Source organism: Pseudomonas sp. M47T1 (assembly GCF_000263855.1).
In the GTDB taxonomy this organism is placed as follows: Bacteria; Pseudomonadota; Gammaproteobacteria; order Pseudomonadales; family Pseudomonadaceae; genus Aquipseudomonas.
Genome location: NZ_AJWX01000013.1, coordinates 83806 through 108440 on the forward strand (window position 1 = coordinate 83806; position 24635 = coordinate 108440).

The window sequence follows — 24635 nt, forward strand, 5'->3', positions numbered from 1 at the left end:
GGATCGTCGTGGCGCAGTTGTTTTTGTGGGCGCTGGCTGCCAGCGAGCTTTCAGGCGTCGAAAAGCTCGCTGGCAAGCCAAGCCAGCTCCCACAGAAAACAGTGATCAGGCGTTGTCGGCGGCGATTTCGTCGGAGGCGGCCACGTAGTCGGTCTGGAATTCGGCGGATTCGATCCACGCCAGGGCCTGGGTTTCATCGGCGCCGGCCGACCACTCGCGGTATTCCATCAGGGCGGCAAGAATGAAGTCCATGGCGCCCTCTTCGCCTTCCTGTTCGAACACCAGCACCAGCAGCGGGTGGGACAGGAACGCCTTGCACATGGCTTGCTGGCTGATGGCTTCGGCGTCGCGCATCAATTTGAACAGATCGGTGAGGTCTACCGATTCAAAATCGATGCGCTGGTCGTTGGGGTCCAGTTCGACTTCGGGCGCGGCGCGCTTGACGCGGTTCTGCTTGGCCTTGGTCTTGGCGCGGGCGGCGCGTTTGTCTTGCTTGTGGGTGGAGGCCATGGGGGCGCTGTTCCGTAATGCGGGAAAAACGCCCATCTTACCGCAACCAGCCCCTCACGGTCAGGACCGCGCTGCTGTTGCTGTTGCGGTTAGCCCTTGCGGGGGCCTGGCGCTTTACAGGGCCTCACATCAAAAGCCGGATCAAAAGCCACGCCAGAAACAATCGCCTGCTTTCAGCCCTTGGCGAGCTGAAATCGACGGGTGTCGGTGGCCAGGCGTCGGGCGGCGTCCTTCAGGGTGTCGGGGCATGGCAGGTCAGTGATGCGGGCAATCAGCCGCACATTGTTGCCCAGGGCATTGGCCGCTGGCTGCAGCATGGTTTTCATCTGGTGCGCAACCTTGAAAATGGCCTCGGCGCCATGAGCATCAAAATCACCATGCAACTCCAGATACTGACCACTGCGATCATGATGAATCTGCAAATGATAGCGCCGCGACCCGTCGCTGCCGCCACTGCCCAGCAACACCGGGGTAAATCCGCGCCCCAGGTAGGCACGCAGTTGATCTTGCAACGCATCCTGGACATTGACCGGCACTTCTTCCACCAGGCGCCGGGGCGGCCGCGCCTTGAGCTTGCGCTTGAGCCTCATAGCCCACCCTCCACCGCCTGCCATGGCAGTTGCACCGCCACCGGGTGGCCAAAACCAAAGGCGTAGCCAGCCACTTGGGTTTGCACCACGTTGAAGTCGCAATAGGTGCTGAATGCGGGGAATACCGGCGCTGCCGAATAGGCGCTGCGCAGCACTTTATGGTCCAGCAGGAAGGTCAAGCCAACGGAACGTATCAGGTCTTTCATCTCTACCTCCAAAGCCTATTCTCCATTGCGCCTGGCGCTTCATGCGCAACGGGCGCCTCTGGCCAAAGCTTAAGCGGGGAGCAGGTTCAAGGCGGTCAAGGCCATGTAATATTGGGTAAAGATACGTATTTAGCCGTGGCGCAAAACGTGTAGCCTGGCGGCAGCGGCTATACCACGGGTTCAGGCGCGGCGTGGCAGGTGGATGGCCACGCTCAGGCCGCCTTCGGGCAGGTTGCTGGCGCTGATGCGCCCACCATGTAGCTCTACCGCGCGCTGGGCGATGGCCAGGCCCAGGCCGAAGCCTGCAGCCGGCTGGGCGACACCGCGCTCGAAGGGGCTGAAGATGCTCTGCAACCGATGGTGTTCAACCCCCGGTCCCTGGTCGGTGATGCGCACGGTCAGGCTGTCGCCGGCGGCGTTGGCCACGGCCACCACCCGCACCGTGGTGGACGGCCAGGTGTAGCGCACGGCATTGCGTACCACGTTCTCGAAACAGCGGTACAGCAACTCGCCGTTCACGCAGCTGACGAAACTCTCTGGGGCATCGAGCTGCACCGTGCAGTGCTTGATGCCTGCCTCGAACTGCGCGTCCTCAACGATATCGGCCAGCAGTTCGATCACGTCCAGCCGTTCGCTGTCCAGGCTTTCAGGACGGCCCTGGACCCGCGCCAAGGTCAGCAGTTCTTCTATCAGGATATCGATGCGCTCGGACTCGCGTTCGATACGCCCGAGCATTTCCAGGCGGTGCGGGTCCTGCAACAATAGGCCGATGGCCGCGCGCATGCGCGTCAGCGGTGAGCGCAGCTCATGGGAGATGTCGTGCAGCAGATGCTGCTGGGCGTCCACCAGCAGCTTGAGCTGGGTGGCCATGCGGTCGCAGTCTTCGGCCAGGTCGACGATCTCGTCGCGGCGCCGGCCCATGATCGGCTTGACCCGCGTGTCGAAACGGCCTTGGGCGACGCTGTGCATGGCCCTGCGCAGGTGCACCAGCGGCCACACCAGGTAGTACGCCAGGTACCAGCTGAACAGCGCACTCATGATGGTACCCACGACCAGCGGAATGGCGTGGCTGGGGCCCTTGCCTTCAGGCGAGCCGGGGTTCTGCGGAGCACGCAGCCATACCACGCGGCCGTCCTTGGCCGTCACCTTCAGGTTGTACTTGTCGGCCGGCACGGGCTTGCCGGCGAGTAGTTGGCCTTGCTGGTCGTACAAGCCGATCTGTTGGCCATGCAGGTCATCGGCCCATACCGTCAGCAACGGCTCGCCGGCCTCCACGCCAAACCGCTCAATCACGTGCTGGGTATTGAAGAACACCGTGCCGATCTGCGGGTCGCCGGGGAAGAAGCGGCCGATCAGCAAAATCGCCAGCCCCGCCAGGAAAGTCAGGCTGGTGGCCAGCCAGAAGGCCAGGAACAACTTCCAGAACAGCCGGCTGGGCCTGATCATTCGGCGATCAACAGGTAGCCCAGCCCACGCACGCTCTGAATCCAGGCCTTGGCGTCGTCACGGGGGCCCAGTTTCTGGCGGATGCTGCTGATGTGCACGTCGATGCGCCGGTCATAGCGGGTCAATGGCCGCCCCAGGGCGTTGATGGACAGGTTCTGCTTGGTGACCACCTGGCCGGCATACCGGGCCAGTTCTTCCAGCAGGCTGAATTCGGTGCTGGTCAGGTCCAGGCTACTGCCTTGCCAATGGGCCTGGCGCTTGCCGGGCCACAGCACCAAGGCGCCGGTGCGGATGGTGTCGGCAATCGGTGCATCCTGGGGCTGCACCCGGCGCATGATGGCGCGCAGCCGGGCCACCAGCTCGCCGGGGGAACTGGGCTTGGGCACATAGTCGTCGGCGCCCAGTTCAAGGCCGGTGATCTTGTCGATGTTGTCGCCGCGCGCGGTCAGCAACAGCACCGGCACCTGGCTGCTGGCGCGGATGCGGCGCAGCACCTCGATGCCCGACAGGCGCGGCAGCATCACGTCCAGCACCACAATGCTGTAGCGCCCGGACAGCGCCTGCACTTCGCCCTCCTCGCCGGTGTGCACGGCGGTGGCGCAGAAACCCTCACGCGCCAGGTACTCGCTGAGCATTTCGGTCAGTTCCTCGTCATCGTCCACCAGCAATACGGAAATCATGGCGCGCTCTTGAATGAATGTGCGTGGATTATCACCGTAGTCCCTATGGCCGTCACCGCAACTTGCCCAACCTTTACCTAACTTGACATTCGGTTAACCGCACCGAACTTCCCGGCCTTTTATGCTTCACCCCCCAAGCCAAGCGACCGCGCGGCGCCTTGCCTTACCGCGGGCCGTGCGGTGCGTTTGGGCTGTCTGTCGAAGCGTCCTGGAACCTGTCCTGATGAATGTGTCGCGCCTGCTCTGCTCGGTTGTACTGGTGGCCAATGCCACGATGGTGCACGCCGAAGCGTTCAAGATTTCCGATATTCGTGTCAACGGCCTGCAACGGGTGTCTGCCGGCAGTGTATTTGGTGCACTGCCGTTGAACGTCGGCGATGAAGCCGATGACCGCCGCCTGGTGGAGTCCACCCGGGCCTTGTTCAAGACCGGTTTTTTCCAGGACATCAACCTCAGCCGCGACGGCACCGTACTGATCATCAATGTGGTGGAACGCCCGTCCATTTCGTCCATCGAGATCGAGGGCAACAAGGCCATCACCACCGAAGACCTGATGAAGGGCCTCAAGCAATCGGGCCTGGCCGAAGGCGAGATTTTCCAGCGCGCCACCCTCGAAGGCGTGCGCAACGAATTACAGCGTCAGTACGTGGCCCAGGGCCGTTACTCGGCCACTGTGGACGCCGACGTGGTGCCACAGCCACGCAACCGTGTCAGCCTGAAGATCAAGATCGACGAAGGCAGTGTCGCCGCCATCAAGCACATCAACATAGTCGGCAACACGGTGTTCTCCGAAGAGGACCTGACCAGCCAGTTCGCCCTGAAGACCACCAACTGGCTGTCGTTTTTCAAGAATGACGACAAGTACGCCCGGGAAAAGCTCTCCGGCGACCTGGAAAAGCTGCGCTCCTATTACCTGGACCGCGGCTACATCAACATGGACATCGCCTCCACACAGGTGTCCATCAGCCCCGACAAGAAAAGCGTGTTCATTACCGTGAACATCAACGAAGGCCAGCGCTACACCGTGCGCGACGTGAAGCTGTCGGGCGAACTGAAAGCACCTGAAGACCAAGTGCGCGCGCTGTTGCTGGTGCAAAAAGGCCAGGTGTTCTCGCGCAAGCTGATGACCACCACCAGCGAGCTGATCACCCGCCGCCTGGGCAACGAAGGCTACACCTTCGCCAACGTCAACGGCGTGCCGCAAACCCATGACGACGACCATACGGTGGATATCACCTTTGTGGTGGAACCGGGCAAGCGCGCCTACGTGGACCGCATCAACTTCGTGGGCAACACCAAGACCGATGACAAGGTGCTACGCCGGGAAATGCGCCAGATGGAGGGCGGTTGGGCTTCAACCTACCTGATCGACCAGTCCAAGACACGCCTGGAACGCCTGGGCTTCTTCAAGACTGTCAACGTCGAGACCCCGGCCGTGCCCGGCAAGGACGACCAGGTGGACGTCAACTATTCGGTTGAAGAACAGGCCTCGGGCTCCATCACCGCCAGTGTCGGCTTTGCCCAGAGTGCCGGCCTGATCCTGGGCGGTTCAATCACCCAGAGCAACTTCCTGGGCACCGGCAACTACGCCAGCATCGGCCTGACCAAGTCCGAGTACCAGACCAAGTACAACTTCGGCTACACCAACCCCTACTTCACACCCGACGGCGTGAGCCTGGGCTACAACCTGTTCTACAACAAGACCGACTACAACGACTACTACTCCGACGGTGTGTCGTACTACTCGATCAACAGCTACGGCGCCGGCGTGACCTTCGGCTACCCGATCAGCGAAACCACGCGCATGACCTACGGGCTGACGCTGCAACACGACGACATTACCCCGGGCACCTACAGCGCCGACGAAATCTACGACTTCATCGAGCGCAACGGCGAGAGCTTCACCAACCTCAAGGCCAGCATGGCCTGGTCGGAGTCCACGCTCAACCGCGGCGTGCTGGCCAACCGCGGCCACTCCCAGAGCCTGAGCTTCATGGCAACCGTACCGGGCAGTGACCTGACCTTCTACAAGGTCGACTACACCGGCCAGACGTTCCTGCCCATGAGCAACACCACTTCGATTCGCCTGCACACCAAGCTGGGCTACGGCAACGGTTACGGCAACACCGACGGCCTGCCCTTCTACGAGAACTACACCGCCGGCGGCGAAGGCAGCGTGCGCGGCTTCAAGGACGGTACCCTGGGCCCGCGCAGCACCCCGGCGACCGGCGCCTACTCGTCCATGGGCCAGGAATACTATTCGGACCGCAGCACCGATTCCCTTGGCGGCAACATCCTGGTGACCGGCGGCGCCGAGTACCTGTTCCCGATGCCGTTCATCAAGGACCAGAAGTCGCTGCAGACCTCGGTGTTCCTGGACTTCGGTACCGTGTACTCGGACAAGTGCTACCTGGCCACCACGCAGAACTGTGGCAACCTGAGCCTGGATGAGATGGCCGCGTCCATCGGCGTCGGCGCCACCTGGTACTCGCCCCTGGGCCCACTGACCTTCAGCCTCGCCGCACCAATCCGCAGCCCGAGCGGCTCGCAAGCGCAGGTGTTCCAGTTCTCCCTGGGCCAGACGTTCTAAACGCTGCCACGTAACCCCATGAGGCCAGCGCAGAGCCTTGTGGCTACGGTTTGGCGTTCGCGGATAACCGGGCACGCTCCAAGGCCTCGGCAAACAACCGGGCCTGCTCACTGTCGAACTGGCTCAGGAACAGCTCGTTGACTGCCCCCTCGTAAACGGCCCACATGCGCTTGCGCAGGGCCTTGCCCTTCTGCGTGATGCATACCGTGTAGCCGCGGCCGTCGCCTTCCACGCGCTGGCGCTGCACCAGGTCGTCGGCCGCCAGGCGGTCCACCAGGCGCGTGAGGTTGTAGCGCTCGATCACCATCACGTCGGCCAGTTCATGCATGCGCCGCATGCCTTGCGGCCCGCTTTCAATCCCCCACAAGGCGTCGTACCAGGCATAGGCCGGCAACTGCTCGGCCGCCAGGCGCCGTTCTATCTCGCGGATCAGCGAGCGATGTGCGCGCACAAAATTGAACCAAAGATCGACTTGGCCCGTAGCCATGGGTACTCCTGATGTGCACAAAAATGTAGTTGCAATTGTACTTCATCAGCAACTAGATTCGAGACCTAGTTGCACTTGCAATCATAATTCAGGAGGAATGATGAACGAGCCAATTCAGTTTCCCGACTGCGATCCTCAGCAGACACGGGAATGGCTGGACTCCATGGAGTCGGTCATCGAGGTGGAAGGCCGCTCCCGTGCCCATTACCTGATCGACCAATTACTGGATTTCGACGTGGCCCTCCACGGCGACTTTCACGGCCGGATGTCCACCCCGTATGTCAACACCATCGCACCCGAGCGCGAACTGCCCTACCCCGGCGACCTGGGCATTGAAAAACGCATCAACGCGCTCATCCGTTGGAACGCCCTGACCATGGTGCTGCGCGCCGGCAATCACTCAGGCGTGGGCGGCCACATCGCCAGCTACGCATCCGCCGCAGTGCTGTATGACGTGGGCTTCGATCACTTTTTCCGCGGCCGCACCGACACCTTTGCCGGCGACCTGGTGTACATCCAGGGTCACTCCTCACCCGGTATCTACGGCCGCGCCTTCCTTGAAGGGCGCTTGAGCCAGGCGCAGCTCGACAACTTCCGTCGCGAAACCGACCGTGACGGCATTTCCTCCTACCCACACCCGCGGTTGATGCCCGACTTCTGGCAGTTCCCCACGGTGTCCATGGGCCTGGGGCCGATCACGGCGGCCTACCAGGCGCGCTTCATGCGTTACCTGGAGAACCGCAGCCTCAAGGCTCACCAGGGGCGCAAGGTCTGGGCGTTCCTGGGTGACGGCGAGATGGACCAGCCCGAGTCCTTGGCGGCCATTTCCCTGGCCGGGCGCGAGAAGCTCGACAACTTGATTTTTGTGGTCAACTGCAACCTGCAACGTCTGGACGGCCCGGTACGCGGCAACGCCAAGGTCATCCAGGAGTTCGAAAGCCTGTACCGCGCGGCCGGTTGGAACGTGATCAAGGTGATCTGGGGCAGCGGCTGGGACCGCCTGCTGGTCAAGGACAGCAGTGGTCTGCTGCGCCAGCGCATGATGGAGTGCGTGGACGGTGATTATCAGAACTACAAGTCGCAGAACGGCGCCTACGTGCGCGAGCACTTCTTCGGCAAGTACCCGCAACTGCTGGCGCTGGTGGCCGACATGTCCGACGACGATATCTGGAAGCTTGCACGCGGCGGCCATGACCCGGTCAAGGTGTACAACGCCTACGCCGCTGCCGTGCGCCACCCCGGCGCGCCCACGGTGATCCTGGCCAAGACGGTCAAAGGCTTCGGCATGGGAGAAGCCGGTGAAGGGCAGAACATCAACCACCAGCAGAAGAAGATGGGCAACGATGCCTTGAAGGCCTTTCGCGACCGCTTCAACCTGGACCTGTCGGATGAGCAGGTGGCCGAACTACCCTACCTCAAGCCCGGCGCCGACAGCGCCGAAGCTCGCTACCTGCAGGCCGCGCGCAAGCGGCTCGGCGGCCAGGTGCCAGTGCGTCATGGCCAAGCCGACGCCTTGAACATACCGCCGCTGTGTGCGTTGCAAGCCCAGCTCACGGGCACCGGTGAGCGCGAGATTTCCACCACCATGGCCTTTGTCCGGATTCTCGGCACCCTGCTCAAGGACAAGGAAATCGGCCAGCGGGTGGTGCCCATCGTGCCGGACGAATCGCGTACCTTCGGCATGGAAAGCCTGTTCCGGCAGATCGGTATCCACTCCCACGTGGGCCAACTGTACACCCCGCAGGACGCCGGCCAACTGAGCTATTACAAGGAGAGCATGGACGGCCAGATCATGCAGGAGGGCCTGAACGAGTCCGGGGCCATGTCCTCGTGGATCGCCGCCAGCACGTCCTACGCCAACCATGGCGTCACCACCATCCCCTTTTATATCTACTACTCGATGTTCGGCTTCCAGCGCATCGGCGACCTTGCCTGGGCGGCCGGCGACGCCCGCGCCCGGGGCTTTCTGCTGGGTGCCACGTCCGGGCGCACCACGCTGATGGGCGAAGGCTTGCAGCACGACGATGGCCACAGCCACGTGCTGGCGTCGACCATTCCCTGCTGCGTGTCGTATGACCCGACTTACGCGTACGAGCTGGCGGTGATCATTCACCAAGGCATGCGCCGCATGGTCGTGAACAATGAGGACGTGTACTACTACATCACGCTGCTCAACGAGAACTATCGCCACCCGGACATGCCAGAGGGCGTGGCCGAGGGAATCCTGAAAGGGCTGTACAACCTCTCCTCCCACTCGGTGATCAACGGCACGCCCCACGTGCAGTTGATGGGGTGCGGTTCGATCCTGCGCGAGGTAATCGCCGCAGGCGAGATCCTGGCGCGAGACTATGGCGTGAGCAGTGACGTATGGAGCGCCACCAGCCTCACGGAACTGCGCCGCGAGGGCCAGGTGGTGGAGCGCTGGAACCTGCTGAACCCGATGGCCGAGCCACGCCGGTCCCACGTGGAAACCTGCCTGCACGGCCGCAAAGGCCCGGTGGTGGTGGCGACGGATTACATGAAGATCTTTGCCGACCAGATCCGTCCGCTTGTGCACGGCCGACGGTTCGTGGCGCTGGGCACCGACGGTTTCGGCCAGTCGGACACCCGCGAGGCGTTGCGTAGGCATTTCGAGGTGGATAGGCAGTTCGTCGTGCTGGCGGCGCTGAAGGCGCTGGCCGATGACGGCGTGATCGAGCGTGGGGTGGTGGCCGGGGCGTTGTCGGCGCTGGGCATTGATGCAACCAAGACCGATCCAACCAGCGTGTAGGTCTACATCCCGGCAATGGCGCAATCTTGTCGCCGCCGCCTGGCGGCAGCGGCTAAGGATCGAGGGTTAGAAATCCACCGAGGCGGAGAGCTTCATCACCCGCGGGTCACCCTGAGTCAGATAACCGCCCTGGGCGGAGGCCCAGTAGTCCTTGTTGAACACGTTCTCTACGGTGGCACGCAGCACTACGTCGCGCTGGTCGACCTTGAAGCCGTAGCGCGCGCCCATGTCGAAGCGGTTCCAGGTGGGCAGGCTGATGGTGTTGTCGGCGTCGGCGTACTGGCCACCGGTGCGCAGCATACGGCCATTCAACGATACGCCCTCCAGGCCTGGCACGTCCCAGTCCACGCCAGCGTTGAGCTGGAAGGTGGGCACGCCAATGGCACGGTTGCCGTCGTCGGTACCGTTCTGGGTGTCTTCGACACGGGTTTTCATCACGGTCACGCCGCCCAGGATGCGCAGGCCCGGGACCGGCTCGCCGAAGGCGTTGAATTCGACGCCTTTGTTGATTTGGGTGCCGTCGACCACGAAGGTGGCCGTCTTATTGACTGCGTCCGTTTCGGTATAGCCACCGGTAGGCTCTTCGATACGGTAAACACCCAGCGTTGCGCCGTAGGTACCCATGTCTACCTTCACGCCGGCTTCCACCTGCTTGGTTCGGGCTGGCGCAAAGGTTTCATTGGGGTTGGTATAGGTGTAGCCCGCCAGCGATGAGCCTGCGGTCTCACCTGCGGCCAGGCCTTCAATGCGGTTGGCGTAGAACGACACATGATCCCACGGCTTGATGACAATACCGAACACCGGGGTGGTAATCGACTTGTCGTAGCCAGCGTCCTTGGCGCCGTCAGCGTAACTGTAGCCCTGAACCACTAATTGCTGGTGACGCAAGCCAGCGGTAAACAGCACCTTGTCATCCAGCAAGCCCAACGTATCCGAAGCCGCGAGGCTGCGGTTGAAGGTCTTGCCGATGATCCCCGGGTCGCTCATGTCGCCGCCCGGGTAGTTGTAATCAGGCTTGGCCGTGGATACTGGTTGATAAAGATTGGTTGAGGCACCCACCAGGTCGAAATCGTAGGCACTGCGCTGCTGCGCCCAGATGTCGGCCATGCCGAGGTTGAGACGGTGGCTGATGGAGCCCGTCTGGTACTTGCCGTTCAGGCCGGCGGAAAAGCTGGTGTTGTCCTCGTCGTGAGGAATTTTGGAGCCTGAAACCGTGGCATCACCCACGTTGTCAGTCAGCGTCACCGACGAATAACGACCGTTCTCCCGGGTGTGCTTGTAGCCACCCGCCGCGTAGGCCGTCCAGTTGTCGTTGAGGTCGTACTCGCCACGCAGCATGCCGTAGGTGTCTTCCAGCGTGGTGTTGGCCCATTTGGCGTTGGCGTTGGTGGTGGACGATGGCGCCTTCGGGGCCTTGGTGGCGCTGCCGAGGAACACCGAATTGCGGCCGCCGTCGATGTCTTCCTTCTGGTAGCCCAGGTCAGCGGACAAGCGCAGCCGGTCGCCGCGGTAATCCAGGCCTGCGGTGAACACCTGCTCGGCCTGGCTTTCGTGGTCGACGCCGGTGTTGCCGCTGCGCTGGGCAATGTTCACCCGCGCGCCGAACTGGTTGTCCTCGCCGAAGCGCTGGCCAATGTCCAGGTGCTCGCCGATGCGGCCATTGTTGGAAATATCCGTGGTCAGGCGACGCAAGGGCGTGTCGTCGGCGCGCTTGGGTTGCAGGTTCACCGAGCCACCCAGGCCGGTACCGGTGGGGGTGATGCCGTTGGTGAATGCGCTCGGGCCGCGGAACACCTCCACCCGCTCGATGCCGTCGGTGGATATGATCTGGCGCGGCAGCATGCCGTACAGGCCGTTGAAGGAGATGTCATCGGTGGCCAGGGGCAAGCCGCGAATCATGAAGACCTGGGCCTGATTGCCGTAGCCCGAGGCCTGGCGCACCGACGAATCGTTGAGTAACACGTCGCCGATGCTCTCGGCCTGCTGATTCTCGATCAGTTGCGCGGTGTAGGCGGTGCTGGTGAACGGCGTGTCCATGATGTCCTGGTTACCCAGCACGCCCAGTTGCGCTCCTCTTGCCACCTGGCCACCGGCGTAGACGGCGGGCAGCGAAGGCGCGGCAGTCAACGACTGCGCAGAGATGTTGACGTCACTGAGCTGCAGGGCGCCGGCACCCTGCTGTTCGGTCGCATCCTGCGAAGTGGTTACAGTGGCCGCCTGCGCCGTCAGGGTCAACGAGCACAGCAGCGCGAGCATCGTGGGCCGAAACGGAACGCCTTGGCATACAGGTGAGAGCATGTTCGATCCTGCGAGGGGATAAGTGATAAGCGCGTACCAGGGGTGCCGGCACGCTCGCTGAAAGCACAATGCCTTCAACGCTAATGATATTGCCTATCAATTACATATACATCCTATTTGCGGATGATATTTGGTCACAAATACGTTACATGGCTTCGCTGCCATAGTAAGGGGGTGCGATTTATCCCACTATCGCTGCTGCACAGCGGGCGATGCGCCGGCACGCCTCTTCCAGGCGGTCGGCATCCTGCACCAAGCCCATGCGCACATGCCCTGCCGCGCTGGGGCCGAACGCTTCTCCTGCCAGCACCGACACGCCATGCTCATCCAGCAGCCGGTCGGCGAAGGCCTGGGCGCTGAGGCCGGTTTCGCGGATGTCGACCATCACGAACATGCCGCCCGCAGGCTTCACCGCCCTCACCCCTGGGCAGCCCTGAAGGGCTGCGCACACTCGGTCGCGGCGTTCGCGGTAGGCGGCTTTCATGGCCGCGAGTTGTGGCAGCGGCGCCTCGATGGCCACCTGTGCAGCGTGCTGGATGAAGTCCGGCAGGCCGTAGAGCATGCACAGCGCCAGGTGGCTGAGGTGGCTGGCCAACGCTTGCGGCGCCACCACCCAGCCTACACGCCAGCCGGTCATGGCGTGGGACTTGGACAGGCTGTTGATGGTGGCCGTGCGCGCGGCCATACCGGGCAGGCTGGCGGGGCTGATGTGCTGGCCGTCGTAGAGCATGTCGCTGTAGACCTCGTCGCTGATCAGCCACAGGTCATGCTCAATGCACAGTTGCGCCACCGCCTGCCAGGTGGCCAACGACAGGCTGGCACCCGTGGGGTTATGGGGGCTGTTGAGCATCACCGCGCGAGTGTTCGGGCGAATGCGCGCGGCCAGGTCGGCCGGTTGCAGGGCAAACCCATGCTCAGGGCGCAACGGCACGGGCACCACGGTGGCACCGCAGGCGCCGAACACCGCTTCGTAGGTGACATACATCGGCTCGGCCACCAGCACCTCGTCACCGGCCTGCAGCAGGCACTGGGCCACGCTGAACACCGCGCACTGGGCGCCGGGCAGCACCACCACCTCGTCAGCCTCGACGTGGCGGCCGCTGCACTGGCCGTGATGGCGGGCAATGGACTGACGCAGCGCCAGGTTGCCGCGCACTTCAGAGTAATGGGTATGGCCGGCGCGCAGGCTCTGCACGGCGGCCTCGACGATGGGTGCGGGAGTATCGAAGTCGGGGTCGCCGACCGAGAGCAGGATCACATCCTGCCCCTGGTCGATCATGCCCAGGGCACGGTAATGAATGTTCCAGGCGTCGGCGCCGTCACCGGCGATACGTTGGGTAAGGGCGGAATAACGCATGCACAGGTCCTTGATGCAAGCTGACGGCCCCTGACCCTATCACTGCCGCGCGTGCAGTTAAATCACAAAACGCGACACCATGCCGCTCAGGCCCACGGCCAGGCGCGACAGTTCGTGGCTGGCGGCGCTGGTTTGATGGGCACCGGCGGCGGACTGATTGGCCAGGTCACGGATATTGACCAGGTTGCGGTCCACTTCCCGCGCCACCTGGGCCTGCTCCTCGGAAGCGCTGGCAATGACCAGGTTGCGCTCGTTGATCAACGAGATCGACTCAGTGATCTGCTGCAGGGCGGTGCCGGCCTGGCGCGCCATGTCCAGGGTGGACTGGCTGCGGTGGCTGCTTTGCTGCATCGACTGCACCGCCTCGCCGGTGCCATTCTGGATGCCGTTGACCATCTGCTCGATTTCCCGCGTGGACTGTTGGGTACGATGGGCCAGGGCCCGCACCTCGTCGGCCACCACGGCAAAACCACGCCCTGCCTCGCCCGCCCGCGCCGCCTCGATGGCGGCGTTGAGTGCCAGCAGGTTGGTTTGTTCGGCAATGGCGCGAATCACGTCCAGCACCTGGCCGATATCACGGCCCTGGGCCGCCAGGCCCTCGATCAGCACCGACGTCTGCTGCACGTCCTGGGTCATGTGCTGGATGGCGCCCACGGTTTCGCTGACGCGGTCGCGGCCTTGCAGCGCCACCTGGTTGGATTCCTGGGACGCCTGGGAAGTGGACACGGCGTTGCGCGCCACCTCTTCCACCGCCGCCGTCATTTCATTCACGGCCGTGGCAGCCTGTTCGATTTCCTGGTTCTGCGCCACCAGGCCCTTGGAGGCCTCTTCGGTGACGGCGCTCAGCTCCTCGGCCGCCGAGGCCAACTGAGTGGCGGAGCCGGCGATCTGTTCGATGGTCTGGCGCAGGTTGCCCTGCATCTGTGCCAGGGCCTTGAGCAATTGCGCCGGTTCGTCGCGGCCTTCCACCGCAATCGGTTGAGTGAGGTTGCCGTCGGCGATGGTCTGCGCGGCCTTCACGGCCACGTTCAGCGGGTTGACGATGCTGCGGGTCAACAGCCAGGCCAGCAGCACGGTCATCAGGCAGGCAATGATCGAGACAATGATGACGCACCCGTTGGCCAGGCTGTACTGGGCAGCGGCCTCATCACCCGCCGCCTTGGCACCGGCCTGGTTGATGGCCACCAGGCGGTTGAGCTGATCGCCCATCTTGTCGGAACCATCCTTGATACCGGTATTGAGCAAGGTGCGCATGTCTTCCAGTTTGTTCTGGTGAGACAAGTCTTGCAGGCGGCTTTGCAATTGCAGGTAAGTATTGAGCGATGTTTCAAATTCCCGGTACAACGCTTGCTCATCAGCGCCTGCGGGCAGTACCGCATACTGGCGTTGAGCCTGCTTTAGTTTGTCCACCAGAACACCAATGCGGGTATCGGTGTCGGCAATCATTTCCGGTTCGCGGTTGACCAGCAAGCGGAATGAGGTCACCCGCAAGCGCACCACACCTTCCACCATGTTGCCCAGGAAACTGACGCTGGGCAGCTGGTTGGTCTGCATGTCGATAGAGGCCTGGCGGATCAGTGCCATGCGGTTGGAGGCAAAGACCCCGAGCAACACCACCAGCAAGGCGATGAAGGCAAACCCGAGGAACGCACGCGGGGCGATGTTCATGTTTCGTAGGGACATGGAATAGCTCTCACAGAGAAAGGTGGCGCGGCATCCATGCGGTTGAAGTACGCAAAAGGCTCGCGTGCCGAACAGTCGCGTGCCTTACCAGAGCTATCGGCAGAACTTTAGAAAAATGAGCGGCTTATTGGAAATAAACATAAGTTTATTTAACTGGATGGTCCATGTTTCTGAGGTGAAACGTTTGCGCTGCAAACATGGCACTTTAATCTCACTGCCATTGGTCGGCTGCTTTATGACCTGCGTCAAAAAATGCGCATTGCGGATGTTTTTAGTTAAAAAACTTCCCTGCCCTGTGTGCTCGAATGCTACTTTTACAGTCTCGAAAGGGTCGGGGCAGAACACGCCAGTTGAAGAAATTCGGCACGCCGGCCGGGCTGCACGATGCAGAGGTGGCACAGATGAACAAAATGACCTTTCCCAACGCCTGCCAGGTCATGCGTTGGCATTTTCACCCCATGGGGTTCGAGGGCAGCATGGACGCGCCCAGCAGCATGGTTGCACGGCTGTTCGACCGTGCCAGCGGTGAAACCCTGATCGCCATCGCCGGCATACCCTGTGCCACGGTGATGAACGCCGCCGATGTGGAACGCATCATCGAGGCGGTGGAAGCTGAGCTGGAAGCCTTTATCCCGCCCCACTCGCTGTCAGCGTTCGGCTGACAGCGGCACCTCTCCAGGCACCGCCCGCCTTGCAGCCGTGTGCCACCAGTTACGCGGTGGTGGCGCTGCGCAGGTCTTCGAAGAAAGGTTTGTCACCCGCTACGTTGTCCGATGCCTTGGGCAGCGCGGCAGCGTCCTTGGTTGCAGCTTCCACGTACCAGTAGCAATGGCTCACCGCCCGGGTCACGGCCACGTAGGCCAGGCGCAGTGTCTCGTCCTGCTGGGCCTTGTCGTAGGCTTGCGCCTCGCCCGGTTTGCCCAGGCCTGCCTGGCGGTACACCTGGTTTTTGTAGGGTGAACGGGTGACATGCTGGCAGTCGCCTACCAAAAACACCGCGTCGGCCTGCAAGCCCTTGGCGCTGTGATAGGTCAATTGCTTGATCTGCCGTTCGCCCACGGGCCGCGCCTGGTCGCGCTGCAACAACGGCAACAGGTGCTCGGCAGCAGCGGCACGGTCACTGCCTTTGCGGAACAGCAACAGGATCGAATCTGCGCGCTGGTAGTGTTCGGCCACGGTCAGCGCCATGGTCTCGTCGTCGCGGTCCAGCACGCGCACCGGCGTCAACACCTGGGGCTGCCGGCCAGCGGCCCGGGCCTTCTTGCCGGGGATGGCCGGGGCGTTGCGCACAAGGTGCTCGGCGGCATCAATGATGTGCTGGTGGCTGCGGAAGTTGTCCGCCAGCATCACCCGCGTGGTGGCCGGGGACGGGAACTGTTTGGCGAACTCCATGAAGTACTTGGGCGAGCTGCCGCGCCAGCCGTAGATCGACTGCCAGTCATCGCCCACACACAACAGCGAGGAATACTGCGCCACTCGCCCTACCGACAGTTGCGGGCCACGGTTGCGGATTTCCCTCAGGGTGGCCCGCAGCCAGGAAACAATCTGCGGCGACACGTCCTGGAATTCATCGATCATCAGGTGCGACAGCGGGCGCAGCATGTCATCGCCCACTTGGCGAAGGTTTTCCGGGTTGTTCTCGCCGAACAGGGCAAACATGCGGTTGTAGGTCATGACCGGCGGCGACTGTTTGAGCAAGTGGGCCTCAAAGGCCTTCCAGTACAGGCTAAGGGCCTCGAAAAACAGCCGGTCATTGTCGTCGCTGGCAAAGCTCATCTGGCCCACGGCCGCCGACACGTCCAGGCCGAGGTTCTCGATGAAACCGGCCGCTGCCACAAAGCAGTCCAGCAACGGCGCCGCCACCAGTTCGCCCTTGACCTTGTAGTCGAAGCCGGGCCCCGCCACCGCGTCGCCCGCCAACGAGCCCAGCAGGCGTCGAGCCTGGGCGTAGTTTTCCAGCCAAATCACCGGTCGCGGGCAGAAAGCCTGGAACAGCGTACGTTTGATCACCCACTCGGCCCACACCGGCAGCTTGGCGCCAGGGCGTTTCATCTGCTGGTCTTGGGACGGGTCGAAACCCAGCACCACCCAGGCGTCCATCTCGGCGATGTAGCCGTGGAAATGGAAGCGGCTGCCGTTGATGTCCACGGTTTCGCGGCTGGGCTCGATGCCCTTGATGGGCCAGGCGCCGGCGTTGAACCACAAATCCTCGATCACATCGCACAGTTCCTCGTCGCGGCGTGAGGACAACTCGGTCACGGCCACGCGCTTCTGCACATCGGGGTGCTCGCGGTCCAGTTCCTTGAGTTGCAGGGCCTGACGGCGCAAGGGGCCGATCAGCTCGGCGAAGCGCTCGCTGCGCTGCATAAGGTCGCGGTAGCACAGGTTCATCTGCTGGCGCTGGGCGTCGTTGAGGCGCAGGTCGAAAGGGTTGCTGTCGGCGTCTTCGTCCGCACCGGGCGCAGGCGCCTGGTTGCTGAGGTTTTCAAACGCGCGCAACTGGCCGAAACCCGGCAGGCTGCGTACCAGCGGCAGGATGCGCGAGTGGAAGGTGCGCACCACCTCGCGCACCTGCTTGCCGGTGAGCCTGTAGCCCCATAGGCCGAACACGTGCAGCAGCTTATTGATGAAGTCCTTGCGCGACTCGCGAGTGAAGGTCACCACGGTGAGGGCATCCAGTTCCATGCCCAGATAGTGGTGCAGCACCAGCATGCGCAACACCAGCGAGGTGGACTTGCCCGCCCCTGCCCCGGCGATCACGCAGGTGGACGGCGTGTCACTGAAAATCAGCTTCCACTGCGCGGCGCTGGGCTGTGCGGCTTCGGGCAGGCGCTGGGCGACGTCGGCCTTGATGCCCCGTTTCAGCTCGGCGCTGAGCGCAGGCTTCCAGTGGTCGAACAGGTAGTCGTCCACCCCGGGCACGCCGTGCTCGTCGGGGCGCGTGTCTCGAATCACCAGCACCTGCTGGCCTTCCTCGAAGCCTTCCACGCGACCGCGCTCGTAGCCTTCACGCACGCCCTCGCCATGGCCGCTGCGCTGCCCAGCCACGTGGCCATGGAACCAGGAATCGCGGTGCTGGGCGCTGAGGCGGCTGAGGCCGCGGCCCAGCAAGCGGGCAACCAGGCGTTTGAGCAGGGGCAATTGGGCAGGAGGGACAAGTTCGGCGGGAAGTTCGGACACACGGGCACCAGGGTGGAAATGACAGGCCCTGACACTGCCAGCCAACGCTTGAGTAATCAAGCATTTACGTCACGCCTGTGGGCGCTGGCTTGCCCGCGAGCGGTTGGGTGCCCTGAACAGCCCGCAGGCAAGCCAGCGCCCACGAATAACGAAACACATTGATTAATTCGATTGGAATATTGAAGTTTTTACGCTTTTTTTCGATCTATGGAAGAGAGACACTGGCCCCGTGATTCAAATCTTCCACTTAAGGAGTGCACCATGATTCAGCTCAGACCTTTCGCGTCCTTGGGTGGCGCCAACCACGGATGGCTCGACGCCCATCACCACTTTTCCTTCGCCGAGTACCATGACCCCAAACGCATGAACTGGGGCAACCTGCGGGTGTGGAACGATGACGTGATCGCCCCGGGCACCGGTTTCCCGCAACACCCGCACCGGGACATGGAAATCATCACCTACGTCCGTGAAGGCGCCATTACCCACCAGGACAACCTGGGCAACAAGGGCCGCACCGAAGCAGGCGATGTGCAGGTGATGAGTGCCGGCACCGGCATTGCCCACAGTGAGTACAACCTGGAAAAAGGCGCCACGCGCATCTTCCAGATCTGGATCATCCCGGACAACCGCGGTGAAGCACCGTCCTGGGGCGCTCGCCCATTTCCCAAGGGTGAACGCGGCGAAGGCTTCGTGACCCTGGCCAGCGGCCGTGCCATTGATGATGTCAGCCTGCGCATCCGCGCCGACGGCCGCCTGGTGGCCGCCACGCTGAAAGCCGGCGAGACCGCCGAGTACGTGCTGGACGAGGGCCGCAAGGCCTATTTGGTACCGGCCAAGGGTGTGATCGAGGTCAACGGTGTGCGCGCCGTGGCCCGCGACGGTGTGGCGGTGGAGGACGAACGTGTACTGCGGGTGACCGCGGTTGAAGACGCCGAGATCGTGTTGGTAGATGTGGCGTGAACATGAAAAAGGGCCTGCAGTGATGCAGGCCCTTTTTTTATGAGCGCTGAAAATCAGCGGATGGCAGCGTCCACCAACACCTGCGCTTCACCCACCAGGCGCTGCAGATGCGCCTCGTCGACAAAGCTTTCGGCGTAGATCTTGTAGATGTCCTCGGTGCCCGACGGCCGCGCGGCGAACCAGCCGTTGGCGGTCATGACCTTGAGGCCGCCGATGGCCTGGTTGTTGCCTGGCGCGTGGCTGAGGATCTGCTCGATCTTCTCGCCGGCCAGCTCGGTGGACTTCACCTGATCAGGCGACAGTTTGCCCAGCAGGGCTTTCTGCGCAGGGTTGGCCTTGGCTTCCACACGGGTGGCGAACGGCTCGCCCAGGTCGCGGGTCAGTTCCTGATAGGCCAGGCCCGGGTTGCGACCGGTGCGCGCCGTGATCTCGGCAGCCAGCAAGGCCGGGATCAGGCCGTCCTTGTCGGTCGCCCATACACCACCGTCACGGCGCAGGAACGAAGCGCCGGCGCTCTCTTCACCGCCAAAGCCCAGGGAACCGTCGAACAGGCCGTCGGCGAAGTACTTGAAGCCCACCGGCACTTCGTACAGGCGACGACCCAGGCGCGCGGTAACGCGGTCGATCAGGCCGCTGCTGACCACGGTCTTGCCCACGGCGGCATCGGCGCGCCACTGCGGGCGGTTCTGGAACAGGTAATCAATGGCCACCGCCAGATAGTTGTTGGGGGCCAGCAGGCCGCCGTTCGGGGTGACGATGCCGTGACGGTCATGGTCCGGGTCGCAGGCGAAGGCCACGTCGAAGCGGTCTTTCAGGCCGATCAAGCCCTGCATGGCGTACGGCGAGGACGGGTCCATGCGGATCTGCCCGTCCCAGTCCACGCACATGAAACGGAAGGTCGGGTCGACGTGGGTGTTGACCACGTCCAGGTTCAATGTGTAGTGATCGGCAATGGCCGACCAGTAGTTGACTCCGGCGCCGCCCAATGGGTCTACGCCCAGGCGCAGGCCGGCGCCACGGATGGCGTCCAGGTCGATGACGTTGCCCAGGTCGGCCACGTAGGTGTTGAGGTAGTCGTGGCGATGGGTGGTGGCCGCCTTCAGCGCCTGCTCGTGGCCCATGCGCTTGATGCCCTTGAGGCCGTCCGCCAGCAGTTCGTTGGCCTTGGCCTCGATCCACTTGGTGACATGGCTGTCGGCCGGGCCGCCGTTGGGCGGGTTGTACTTGAAGCCGCCGCTTTGCGGCGGGTTGTGCGACGGGGTGATGACGATGCCGTCCGCCAGGCCCTGGGTGCGACCCTTGTTGTAGCACAGGATGGCGTGGGACACGGCCGGCGTCGGGGTGTACTCGTCGTTGTGCGAGATCATCACCTGCACGCCGTTGGCCGCCAGTACTTCCAGGGCACTGGCAGCGGCCGGCGTGGACAGCGCATGGGTGTCGGCGCCCAGGTACAGCGGGCCATCGATGCCCTGCGCCTGACGGTACAGGCAGATGGCCTGGCTGATGGCCAATACGTGCCATTCGTTGAAGCTTGCATCAAAGGAACTGCCACGGTGCCCGGACGTACCGAAGGCCACACGCTGGGTGGCCTGTTCGGCAGACGGCTGGACCGTGTAATAGGCGGTCACCAGTCGCGGAATATCGACCAGCACGCTTTCTGGAGCCGGCTTACCCGCCAATGGACTGAGCTTCATGCATAACCTCTGAAAAGGAATTCGGGAACACTAAGGGTCAGTTTACTGGCAGTTTGACCTTGGCGCGACGAGTTCGATCCGTAGGTGAATGAAAATTGACACACGTCCCTACCCCCGCCGCCTCTGCGGGGCGCGCATTTTTTTGTAGGCGCTGCCGAGGCGGCGCAAAGGTTCGCAGGACCTTGGGCTCTGTGGTTCGGATGGCGGGCACGCTATGCGAGCCTTCGCAGCCTGGCGGCAGCTACGGGGCAATTTCCCACCACCGCGGTAGCAACGCCTTGATCCGGCTTTCGCTGAAACGGTCGTCAATCAGCACTACCACGCCGGTGTCCTGCTGGCCGCGAATCACTCGGCCTGCCGCCTGTACCACTTTGTGCAGGCCGGGGTACAGGTAGGTGTAGTCGTAGCCGGCGCCGAAGATGTCGCCCATGCGTGCCTTGAGCTGTTCGTTGATCGGGTTGAATTGGGCCAGGCCCAGGGTGGCGATGAAAGCGCCGATCAGGCGCTTGCCAGGCAGGTCGATGCCTTCACCGAAGGCGCCGCCCAATACCGCGAAGCCCACGCCCTGGCTGTGTTCGCTGAACTGGCCAAGGAAGTCGCGCCGCTGCGCTTCGTCCATTCTGCGCCCCTGCAGCCACAGCGGCACGCCGGGGTGCCGCTCGGCCATGACCTGGGCCACCTGTTGCAAGTAGTCAAAGCTGCTGAAGAACGCCAGGTAATTACCGGGCGCGCGGGCAAACTGGCCGGCAATCAGGTCGGCGATCGGCGCCAGGGACGCCTGGCGATGGTTGAAGCGCGTGGAAATGCTGTTGATGATGCGCACCTGCAACTGTGCGGCACTGAACGGTGACTGCACGTCGATCCACGCGCAATCGGCCGGCAGCCCCAGCAGGTCGGCGAAGTAGTGCTGCGGGCTCAAGGTAGCGGAGAACAACACGCAACTGCGCGCCGCCTTCAGCCGTGGCCCGCTCAGGGGGGCTGGCACCACGTTGCGCAGGTTCAACTGGGCCTGACGTCGGCGCCCTGCCCCCTCGCGCTGTTGGATGTCGAACACATAGTGCTCGCCGAACAGCTCGGCCACGCGGGTGAACTGCAAGGCGTCGAAGTAGAAATCCAGCCAGGCGCGGTCGAGGCCCTCGGGCTGTTCGTTGAGCAGGTCGGCGATGGCTGCGGTGCAACGCAGCAACGCCTGCACGAATTTGTCAGGTAGGTGGGCGTAGGCCTGGTAAGGGCCCAGTTGATCCTTGTACAGCGCGTTCCATTCGCGATTGAGCCGTTGCAACGAGCTTTTCAACGCCGGCGGCGGGTCACGTCGCAGTGCGCCCAGGTGGTACTGGTCAAGGCTGGCGCTGTACATGCCGCGCGTGCGCTCCACCAGGTTGTGCGCTTCGTCGGCCAGCAGCGCCAGACGCCACTGGTTGGCCTGGGCCAGGCCGAACAGCAAGGCGTTGAGGTCGAAGTAGTAGTTGTAGTCGCCAATCACCACGTCGGCCCAGCGCGCCAGTTCCTGGCTCAGGTAGTACGGGCACACCTGATGAGCCAAGGCCACTTCGCGCACGGCCTGCTGGTCCTGCACGCGCACCTGCATGGCCGCCGCCCGCGCTGCCGGCAGGCGGTCATAAAAGCCCTTGGCCAGCGGGCAGGAATCACCGTGACAGGCCTTGTCCAAGTGCTCGCAGGCCTTGTCGCGAGCCACCAGTTCCAAGCTGCGCAGCGGCAGCTGGGGCGCGCTGGCGCCGATTTTACGCAAGGCCTCCAGGGCCAGTTGGCGTCCGGGGGTCTTGGCCGTGAGAAAGAGGATCTTGTCCAACTGCTGGGGCACCAATGCCTTGAGCATCGGGAACAGCGTGCCCAGGGTCTTGCCGATGCCGGTGGTGGCCTGGGCCATCAGGCAGCGCCCGGTGCTGACCGCCTTGTATACGGTCTCGGCCAGGTCACGCTGGCCCAGGCGGAAGTCACCATGGGGGAATTTCAACGTGCGCAGGCATTGGTCACGTTCCGCGGCGCGGAACATTTCCGACCTGGCCCAGGTGAGAAACAGTGCGCACTGCTGATCGAAAAAAACCTTCAGGTCAACCGCCTGCCAGCTTTCCTCGATCAGGGTCTGGCGATCACTGTCGACCTCCAGGTAAACCAGCGCCAGGTTCAGCTGTTGCAGGTCGTCGCGCTGGCACAGCAGCCAGCCATACACCCGCGCCTGAGCCCAGTGCAATTGGCGATGGTTGGCAGGCTGGCGCTCCAGGTCGCCGCGGTGGGTCTTGATCTCCTCCAGACGGTTGCGTACCGGGTCATAGCCGTCGGCCCGGCCACGCACCAACAGTTCGCCGAACTCGCCCTCCAGCGCCACCTCGCTCTGGTACGCCGCGCCCCGCCCGGCCGTCACCCGCCGGTGCCCGGCCATGCCTTCCTGGGCGCTGGGCGACGGGGTGAAGCGCAGGTCCAGGTCACCGACCTTGGCGGTAAACTCGCACAGGGCGCGCACCGCCACGCGATAACTCACGCCTGGGCCCATTGCACGTAGCACACCTGCACTGGCAGCGCGTGGCGGGCGCAGAACTCCAGCCAGCGCAACTGGTTGTCTTGCAACCGGTCACCCGGCCCCTTGACCTCGATCATCTGGTAACGCCGCTCGGCCGGCCAGAACTGGATCAGGTCGGGCATGCCCGCGCGGTTGGCGGCGATGTCCTGCAACAGGCGCTCGAAGCAGTGATGCAAGTGCTCGGCAGGCAGGCAATGCAGGGCCAGCTCCAGCAGCTCTTGTGTCAAGGCCTGCCAATACACGAAGGGTGATTGCAGGCCCCACTTGTCGCGGTAGCAGGCGCGGATGCTGTCCTGGTAGCGGCCGTCGTGCAACTGCGCCAGGCAGGCGTCGAACAGCGCGCCACGACGCTGACGAAAATCGGGCTGATGCAGGTCGGTGGGGCCGCTCTGGAACGGGTGGAAAAAGGCGCCGGGCAATGCGGCAAAGATGGCCGGCCAGCACAACAGGCCAAACAGCGAGTTGATCAGGCTGTTTTCCACATAGTGTACAGGGGCTTCATCCAGGTGCAGGTGCCGCGCCACTCGCTGCTCCACGCTAAGCCCCGGATCCTGGGCCAGCAACAACTGCGACTCGTTGACCGCCGCTTTGCCCACCCTGGGCAGCGCGGGCAGGCCCAGCTTACGCCGCAACCGGGGCACCATGCGCGGGATCTGCTGGGCCTCGGCGGCACTCTCCGACGCGGCCAGCGCCACTTCGGCCAGGGCTAGCGCCGCCTCATAGTGCTCGCAACGCTCCAGCACCCTGATGCGCCTCGCGCGGGCGCCCGGGTAGGCGCACTGTTCATAGATGGCGAGGGCCTGTTCAAGCAGGTCCTGGCGCTCGCACTGCTGGCCCACGGCGAACAGCAGTCGATCGCGACGCCCCTGCAACCAGGCGTTGTCGCTGTGCAGCGTGGCCAGTTGCTGTAACAGCGGCGCCAACAGCCCACCTTCCTCCAGTGCCTGGCGGCAGGCGTGCAGTTGCACGCAGAAGTCGATGTCGGCACGGCTTTGCAAACCGCGAGACGCAGGGTCCAACTCGACCTGTTCGTAACGGTAGATGCCCAGGTCAGCCAATACGAACTCGGACCAGTCCTGGCGCAGGTTGCCAAAAAACAGCAGCCGCAACCGGTCACACAACGGCCGCACCGGCAAGGAATAGACCGCATCGTCCATATCCGGGCACCAGGCCGTAAACGGCTGCGGCGCCGGAGCCTGCTCCAGCAGTTCGGCCAGCAACTGCTCCTTGCGCAGGGACGTGCGGCTCAACTGCGCCTTGAACAGCGTGACCACCTCGGCCTTCTGCAACACCTCGAACAACTGGGCTACCGACAGCGGCGCGCGATTGTCGACCCACCCCGCCTGCACCAAGGGCGCCACGGCTGCATGGGTGCAGCCAATCTCGCCATACACCAGCTTGCTGGCGCGGTACAAAGGCCCCTTGCGCATCACCATGCGCACCAGCAACGCCTGAGGCGCACGGGGCAGACCAGCGAAACCGTCGATGAACCGCCGTTCCTCGCTGTCCAGCAGGTCGGCATAGCGGCGGGCCAGCCACTCCAGCACGCGCTGGAAGTTGATGAGGTAGTAGAACGGGTCGTCAAGGTTGCCAGGGGTCACGATGCGCACAGTAGCCAAAGCATGAAAGACACTGTTTATACATA

General features: G+C 63.3%; 17 protein-coding genes. 4 read left to right on the forward strand and 13 right to left on the reverse strand.

The window, feature by feature from the left end:
• Window positions 1-105: 105 nt before the first annotated feature.
• The 5 genes from PMM47T1_RS15100 to PMM47T1_RS15120 form a co-directional block, all read right to left on the reverse strand.
• Window positions 106-510, reverse strand: coding sequence for a hypothetical protein (locus PMM47T1_RS15100; RefSeq protein ID WP_008370328.1), 405 nt, complete (start codon window positions 508-510; stop codon window positions 106-108).
• Between the two features lie 173 nt (window positions 511-683).
• Entirely contained in the window at window positions 684-1100 is a 417-nt protein-coding gene (locus PMM47T1_RS28695) for a hypothetical protein (protein ID WP_008370330.1), read from the reverse strand.
• On the reverse strand, window positions 1097-1306 hold the full coding sequence (locus tag PMM47T1_RS15110) for a hypothetical protein (protein WP_008370332.1): 210 nt from the start codon (window positions 1304-1306) through the stop codon (window positions 1097-1099). Before PMM47T1_RS15110 ends, PMM47T1_RS28695 begins: the two co-directional genes overlap by 4 nt.
• A gap of 180 nt (window positions 1307-1486) precedes the next feature.
• The gene (locus PMM47T1_RS15115; protein WP_008370335.1) at window positions 1487-2752 is read right to left on the reverse strand and encodes a HAMP domain-containing sensor histidine kinase; all 1266 of its coding nucleotides are present in this window, start codon (window positions 2750-2752) and stop codon (window positions 1487-1489) included.
• Window positions 2749-3432, reverse strand: a complete 684-nt coding sequence (locus PMM47T1_RS15120; protein WP_008370336.1) for a response regulator transcription factor — start codon at window positions 3430-3432, stop codon at window positions 2749-2751. The genes PMM47T1_RS15115 and PMM47T1_RS15120 overlap by 4 nt, the downstream gene beginning before the upstream one ends.
• A 223-nt stretch (window positions 3433-3655) precedes the next feature.
• On the opposite strand from PMM47T1_RS15120, the gene bamA reads away from it, so the two are divergent.
• Window positions 3656-6022, forward strand: a complete 2367-nt coding sequence (gene bamA, locus PMM47T1_RS15125) for an outer membrane protein assembly factor BamA (protein WP_043301087.1) — start codon at window positions 3656-3658, stop codon at window positions 6020-6022.
• Window positions 6023-6065: 43 nt separating this feature from the next.
• On the opposite strand, the gene PMM47T1_RS15130 is transcribed toward bamA, so the two are convergent.
• Window positions 6066-6509, reverse strand: a complete 444-nt coding sequence (locus PMM47T1_RS15130; RefSeq protein WP_008370338.1) for a MarR family winged helix-turn-helix transcriptional regulator — start codon at window positions 6507-6509, stop codon at window positions 6066-6068.
• Between the two features lie 100 nt (window positions 6510-6609).
• On the opposite strand from PMM47T1_RS15130, the gene aceE reads away from it, so the two are divergent.
• Window positions 6610-9279, forward strand: coding sequence for a pyruvate dehydrogenase (acetyl-transferring), homodimeric type (gene aceE / locus PMM47T1_RS15135; protein ID WP_008370339.1), 2670 nt, complete (start codon window positions 6610-6612; stop codon window positions 9277-9279).
• A 66-nt stretch (window positions 9280-9345) separates the two neighbouring features.
• On the opposite strand, the gene PMM47T1_RS15140 is transcribed toward aceE, so the two are convergent.
• From PMM47T1_RS15140 to PMM47T1_RS15150, 3 genes are all read right to left on the reverse strand, one after another.
• On the reverse strand, window positions 9346-11577 hold the full coding sequence (locus PMM47T1_RS15140; RefSeq protein WP_043301089.1) for a TonB-dependent receptor: 2232 nt from the start codon (window positions 11575-11577) through the stop codon (window positions 9346-9348).
• Window positions 11578-11758: 181 nt separating this feature from the next.
• The gene (locus tag PMM47T1_RS15145; protein ID WP_008370341.1) at window positions 11759-12934 is read right to left on the reverse strand and encodes a pyridoxal phosphate-dependent aminotransferase; all 1176 of its coding nucleotides are present in this window, start codon (window positions 12932-12934) and stop codon (window positions 11759-11761) included.
• Window positions 12935-12991: 57 nt separating this feature from the next.
• The gene (locus tag PMM47T1_RS15150) at window positions 12992-14617 is read right to left on the reverse strand and encodes a methyl-accepting chemotaxis protein (protein WP_008370342.1); all 1626 of its coding nucleotides are present in this window, start codon (window positions 14615-14617) and stop codon (window positions 12992-12994) included.
• A 401-nt stretch (window positions 14618-15018) separates the two neighbouring features.
• Here PMM47T1_RS15150 and PMM47T1_RS15155 point away from each other — a divergent pair, with 401 nt between their 5' ends.
• Window positions 15019-15279 (forward strand): DUF1652 domain-containing protein, encoded by a 261-nt coding sequence (locus tag PMM47T1_RS15155; protein WP_043301119.1) that lies wholly within the window; start codon window positions 15019-15021, stop codon window positions 15277-15279.
• A 49-nt stretch (window positions 15280-15328) separates the two neighbouring features.
• On the opposite strand, the gene PMM47T1_RS15160 is transcribed toward PMM47T1_RS15155, so the two are convergent.
• Window positions 15329-17797, reverse strand: coding sequence for a UvrD-helicase domain-containing protein (locus tag PMM47T1_RS15160; protein WP_008370346.1), 2469 nt, complete (start codon window positions 17795-17797; stop codon window positions 15329-15331).
• A 261-nt stretch (window positions 17798-18058) separates the two neighbouring features.
• Here PMM47T1_RS15160 and PMM47T1_RS15165 point away from each other — a divergent pair, with 261 nt between their 5' ends.
• Window positions 18059-18757, forward strand: coding sequence for a pirin family protein (locus tag PMM47T1_RS15165; protein WP_008370347.1), 699 nt, complete (start codon window positions 18059-18061; stop codon window positions 18755-18757).
• A 53-nt stretch (window positions 18758-18810) separates the two neighbouring features.
• Here the strand turns inward: PMM47T1_RS15165 and pgm are convergent, their stop codons facing one another.
• The 3 genes from pgm to PMM47T1_RS15180 all read right to left on the reverse strand — a co-directional run bounded on the left by pgm (window position 18811) and on the right by PMM47T1_RS15180 (window position 24591).
• Window positions 18811-20451, reverse strand: a complete 1641-nt coding sequence (gene pgm, locus PMM47T1_RS15170; RefSeq protein ID WP_008370349.1) for a phosphoglucomutase (alpha-D-glucose-1,6-bisphosphate-dependent) — start codon at window positions 20449-20451, stop codon at window positions 18811-18813.
• A gap of 241 nt (window positions 20452-20692) precedes the next feature.
• Complete coding sequence (locus tag PMM47T1_RS15175) at window positions 20693-22951, reverse strand: ATP-dependent DNA helicase (protein WP_043301121.1); 2259 nt, start codon at window positions 22949-22951, stop codon at window positions 20693-20695.
• Entirely contained in the window at window positions 22948-24591 is a 1644-nt protein-coding gene (locus PMM47T1_RS15180; RefSeq protein WP_043301122.1) for a VRR-NUC domain-containing protein, read from the reverse strand. Before PMM47T1_RS15180 ends, PMM47T1_RS15175 begins: the two co-directional genes overlap by 4 nt.
• Window positions 24592-24635: the final 44 nt, after the last annotated feature.

What these genes read in the sequence shown, in the direction of transcription:
- PMM47T1_RS15100 (WP_008370328.1), bottom strand. Translation starts at nt 510, where the DNA reads ATGGCCTCCACCCACAAGCAAGACAAACGCGCCGCCCGCGCCAAGACC.
- PMM47T1_RS28695 (WP_008370330.1), bottom strand. Translation starts at nt 1,100, where the DNA reads ATGAGGCTCAAGCGCAAGCTCAAGGCGCGGCCGCCCCGGCGCCTGGTG.
- PMM47T1_RS15110 (WP_008370332.1), bottom strand. Translation starts at nt 1,306, where the DNA reads ATGAAAGACCTGATACGTTCCGTTGGCTTGACCTTCCTGCTGGACCAT.
- PMM47T1_RS15115 (WP_008370335.1), bottom strand. Translation starts at nt 2,752, where the DNA reads ATGATCAGGCCCAGCCGGCTGTTCTGGAAGTTGTTCCTGGCCTTCTGG.
- PMM47T1_RS15120 (WP_008370336.1), bottom strand. Translation starts at nt 3,432, where the DNA reads ATGATTTCCGTATTGCTGGTGGACGATGACGAGGAACTGACCGAAATG.
- bamA (WP_043301087.1), top strand. Translation starts at nt 3,656, where the DNA reads ATGAATGTGTCGCGCCTGCTCTGCTCGGTTGTACTGGTGGCCAATGCC.
- PMM47T1_RS15130 (WP_008370338.1), bottom strand. Translation starts at nt 6,509, where the DNA reads ATGGCTACGGGCCAAGTCGATCTTTGGTTCAATTTTGTGCGCGCACAT.
- aceE (WP_008370339.1), top strand. Translation starts at nt 6,610, where the DNA reads ATGAACGAGCCAATTCAGTTTCCCGACTGCGATCCTCAGCAGACACGG.
- PMM47T1_RS15140 (WP_043301089.1), bottom strand. Translation starts at nt 11,577, where the DNA reads ATGCTCTCACCTGTATGCCAAGGCGTTCCGTTTCGGCCCACGATGCTC.
- PMM47T1_RS15145 (WP_008370341.1), bottom strand. Translation starts at nt 12,934, where the DNA reads ATGCGTTATTCCGCCCTTACCCAACGTATCGCCGGTGACGGCGCCGAC.
- PMM47T1_RS15150 (WP_008370342.1), bottom strand. Translation starts at nt 14,617, where the DNA reads ATGTCCCTACGAAACATGAACATCGCCCCGCGTGCGTTCCTCGGGTTT.
- PMM47T1_RS15155 (WP_043301119.1), top strand. Translation starts at nt 15,019, where the DNA reads ATGAACAAAATGACCTTTCCCAACGCCTGCCAGGTCATGCGTTGGCAT.
- PMM47T1_RS15165 (WP_008370347.1), top strand. Translation starts at nt 18,059, where the DNA reads ATGATTCAGCTCAGACCTTTCGCGTCCTTGGGTGGCGCCAACCACGGA.
- pgm (WP_008370349.1), bottom strand. Translation starts at nt 20,451, where the DNA reads ATGAAGCTCAGTCCATTGGCGGGTAAGCCGGCTCCAGAAAGCGTGCTG.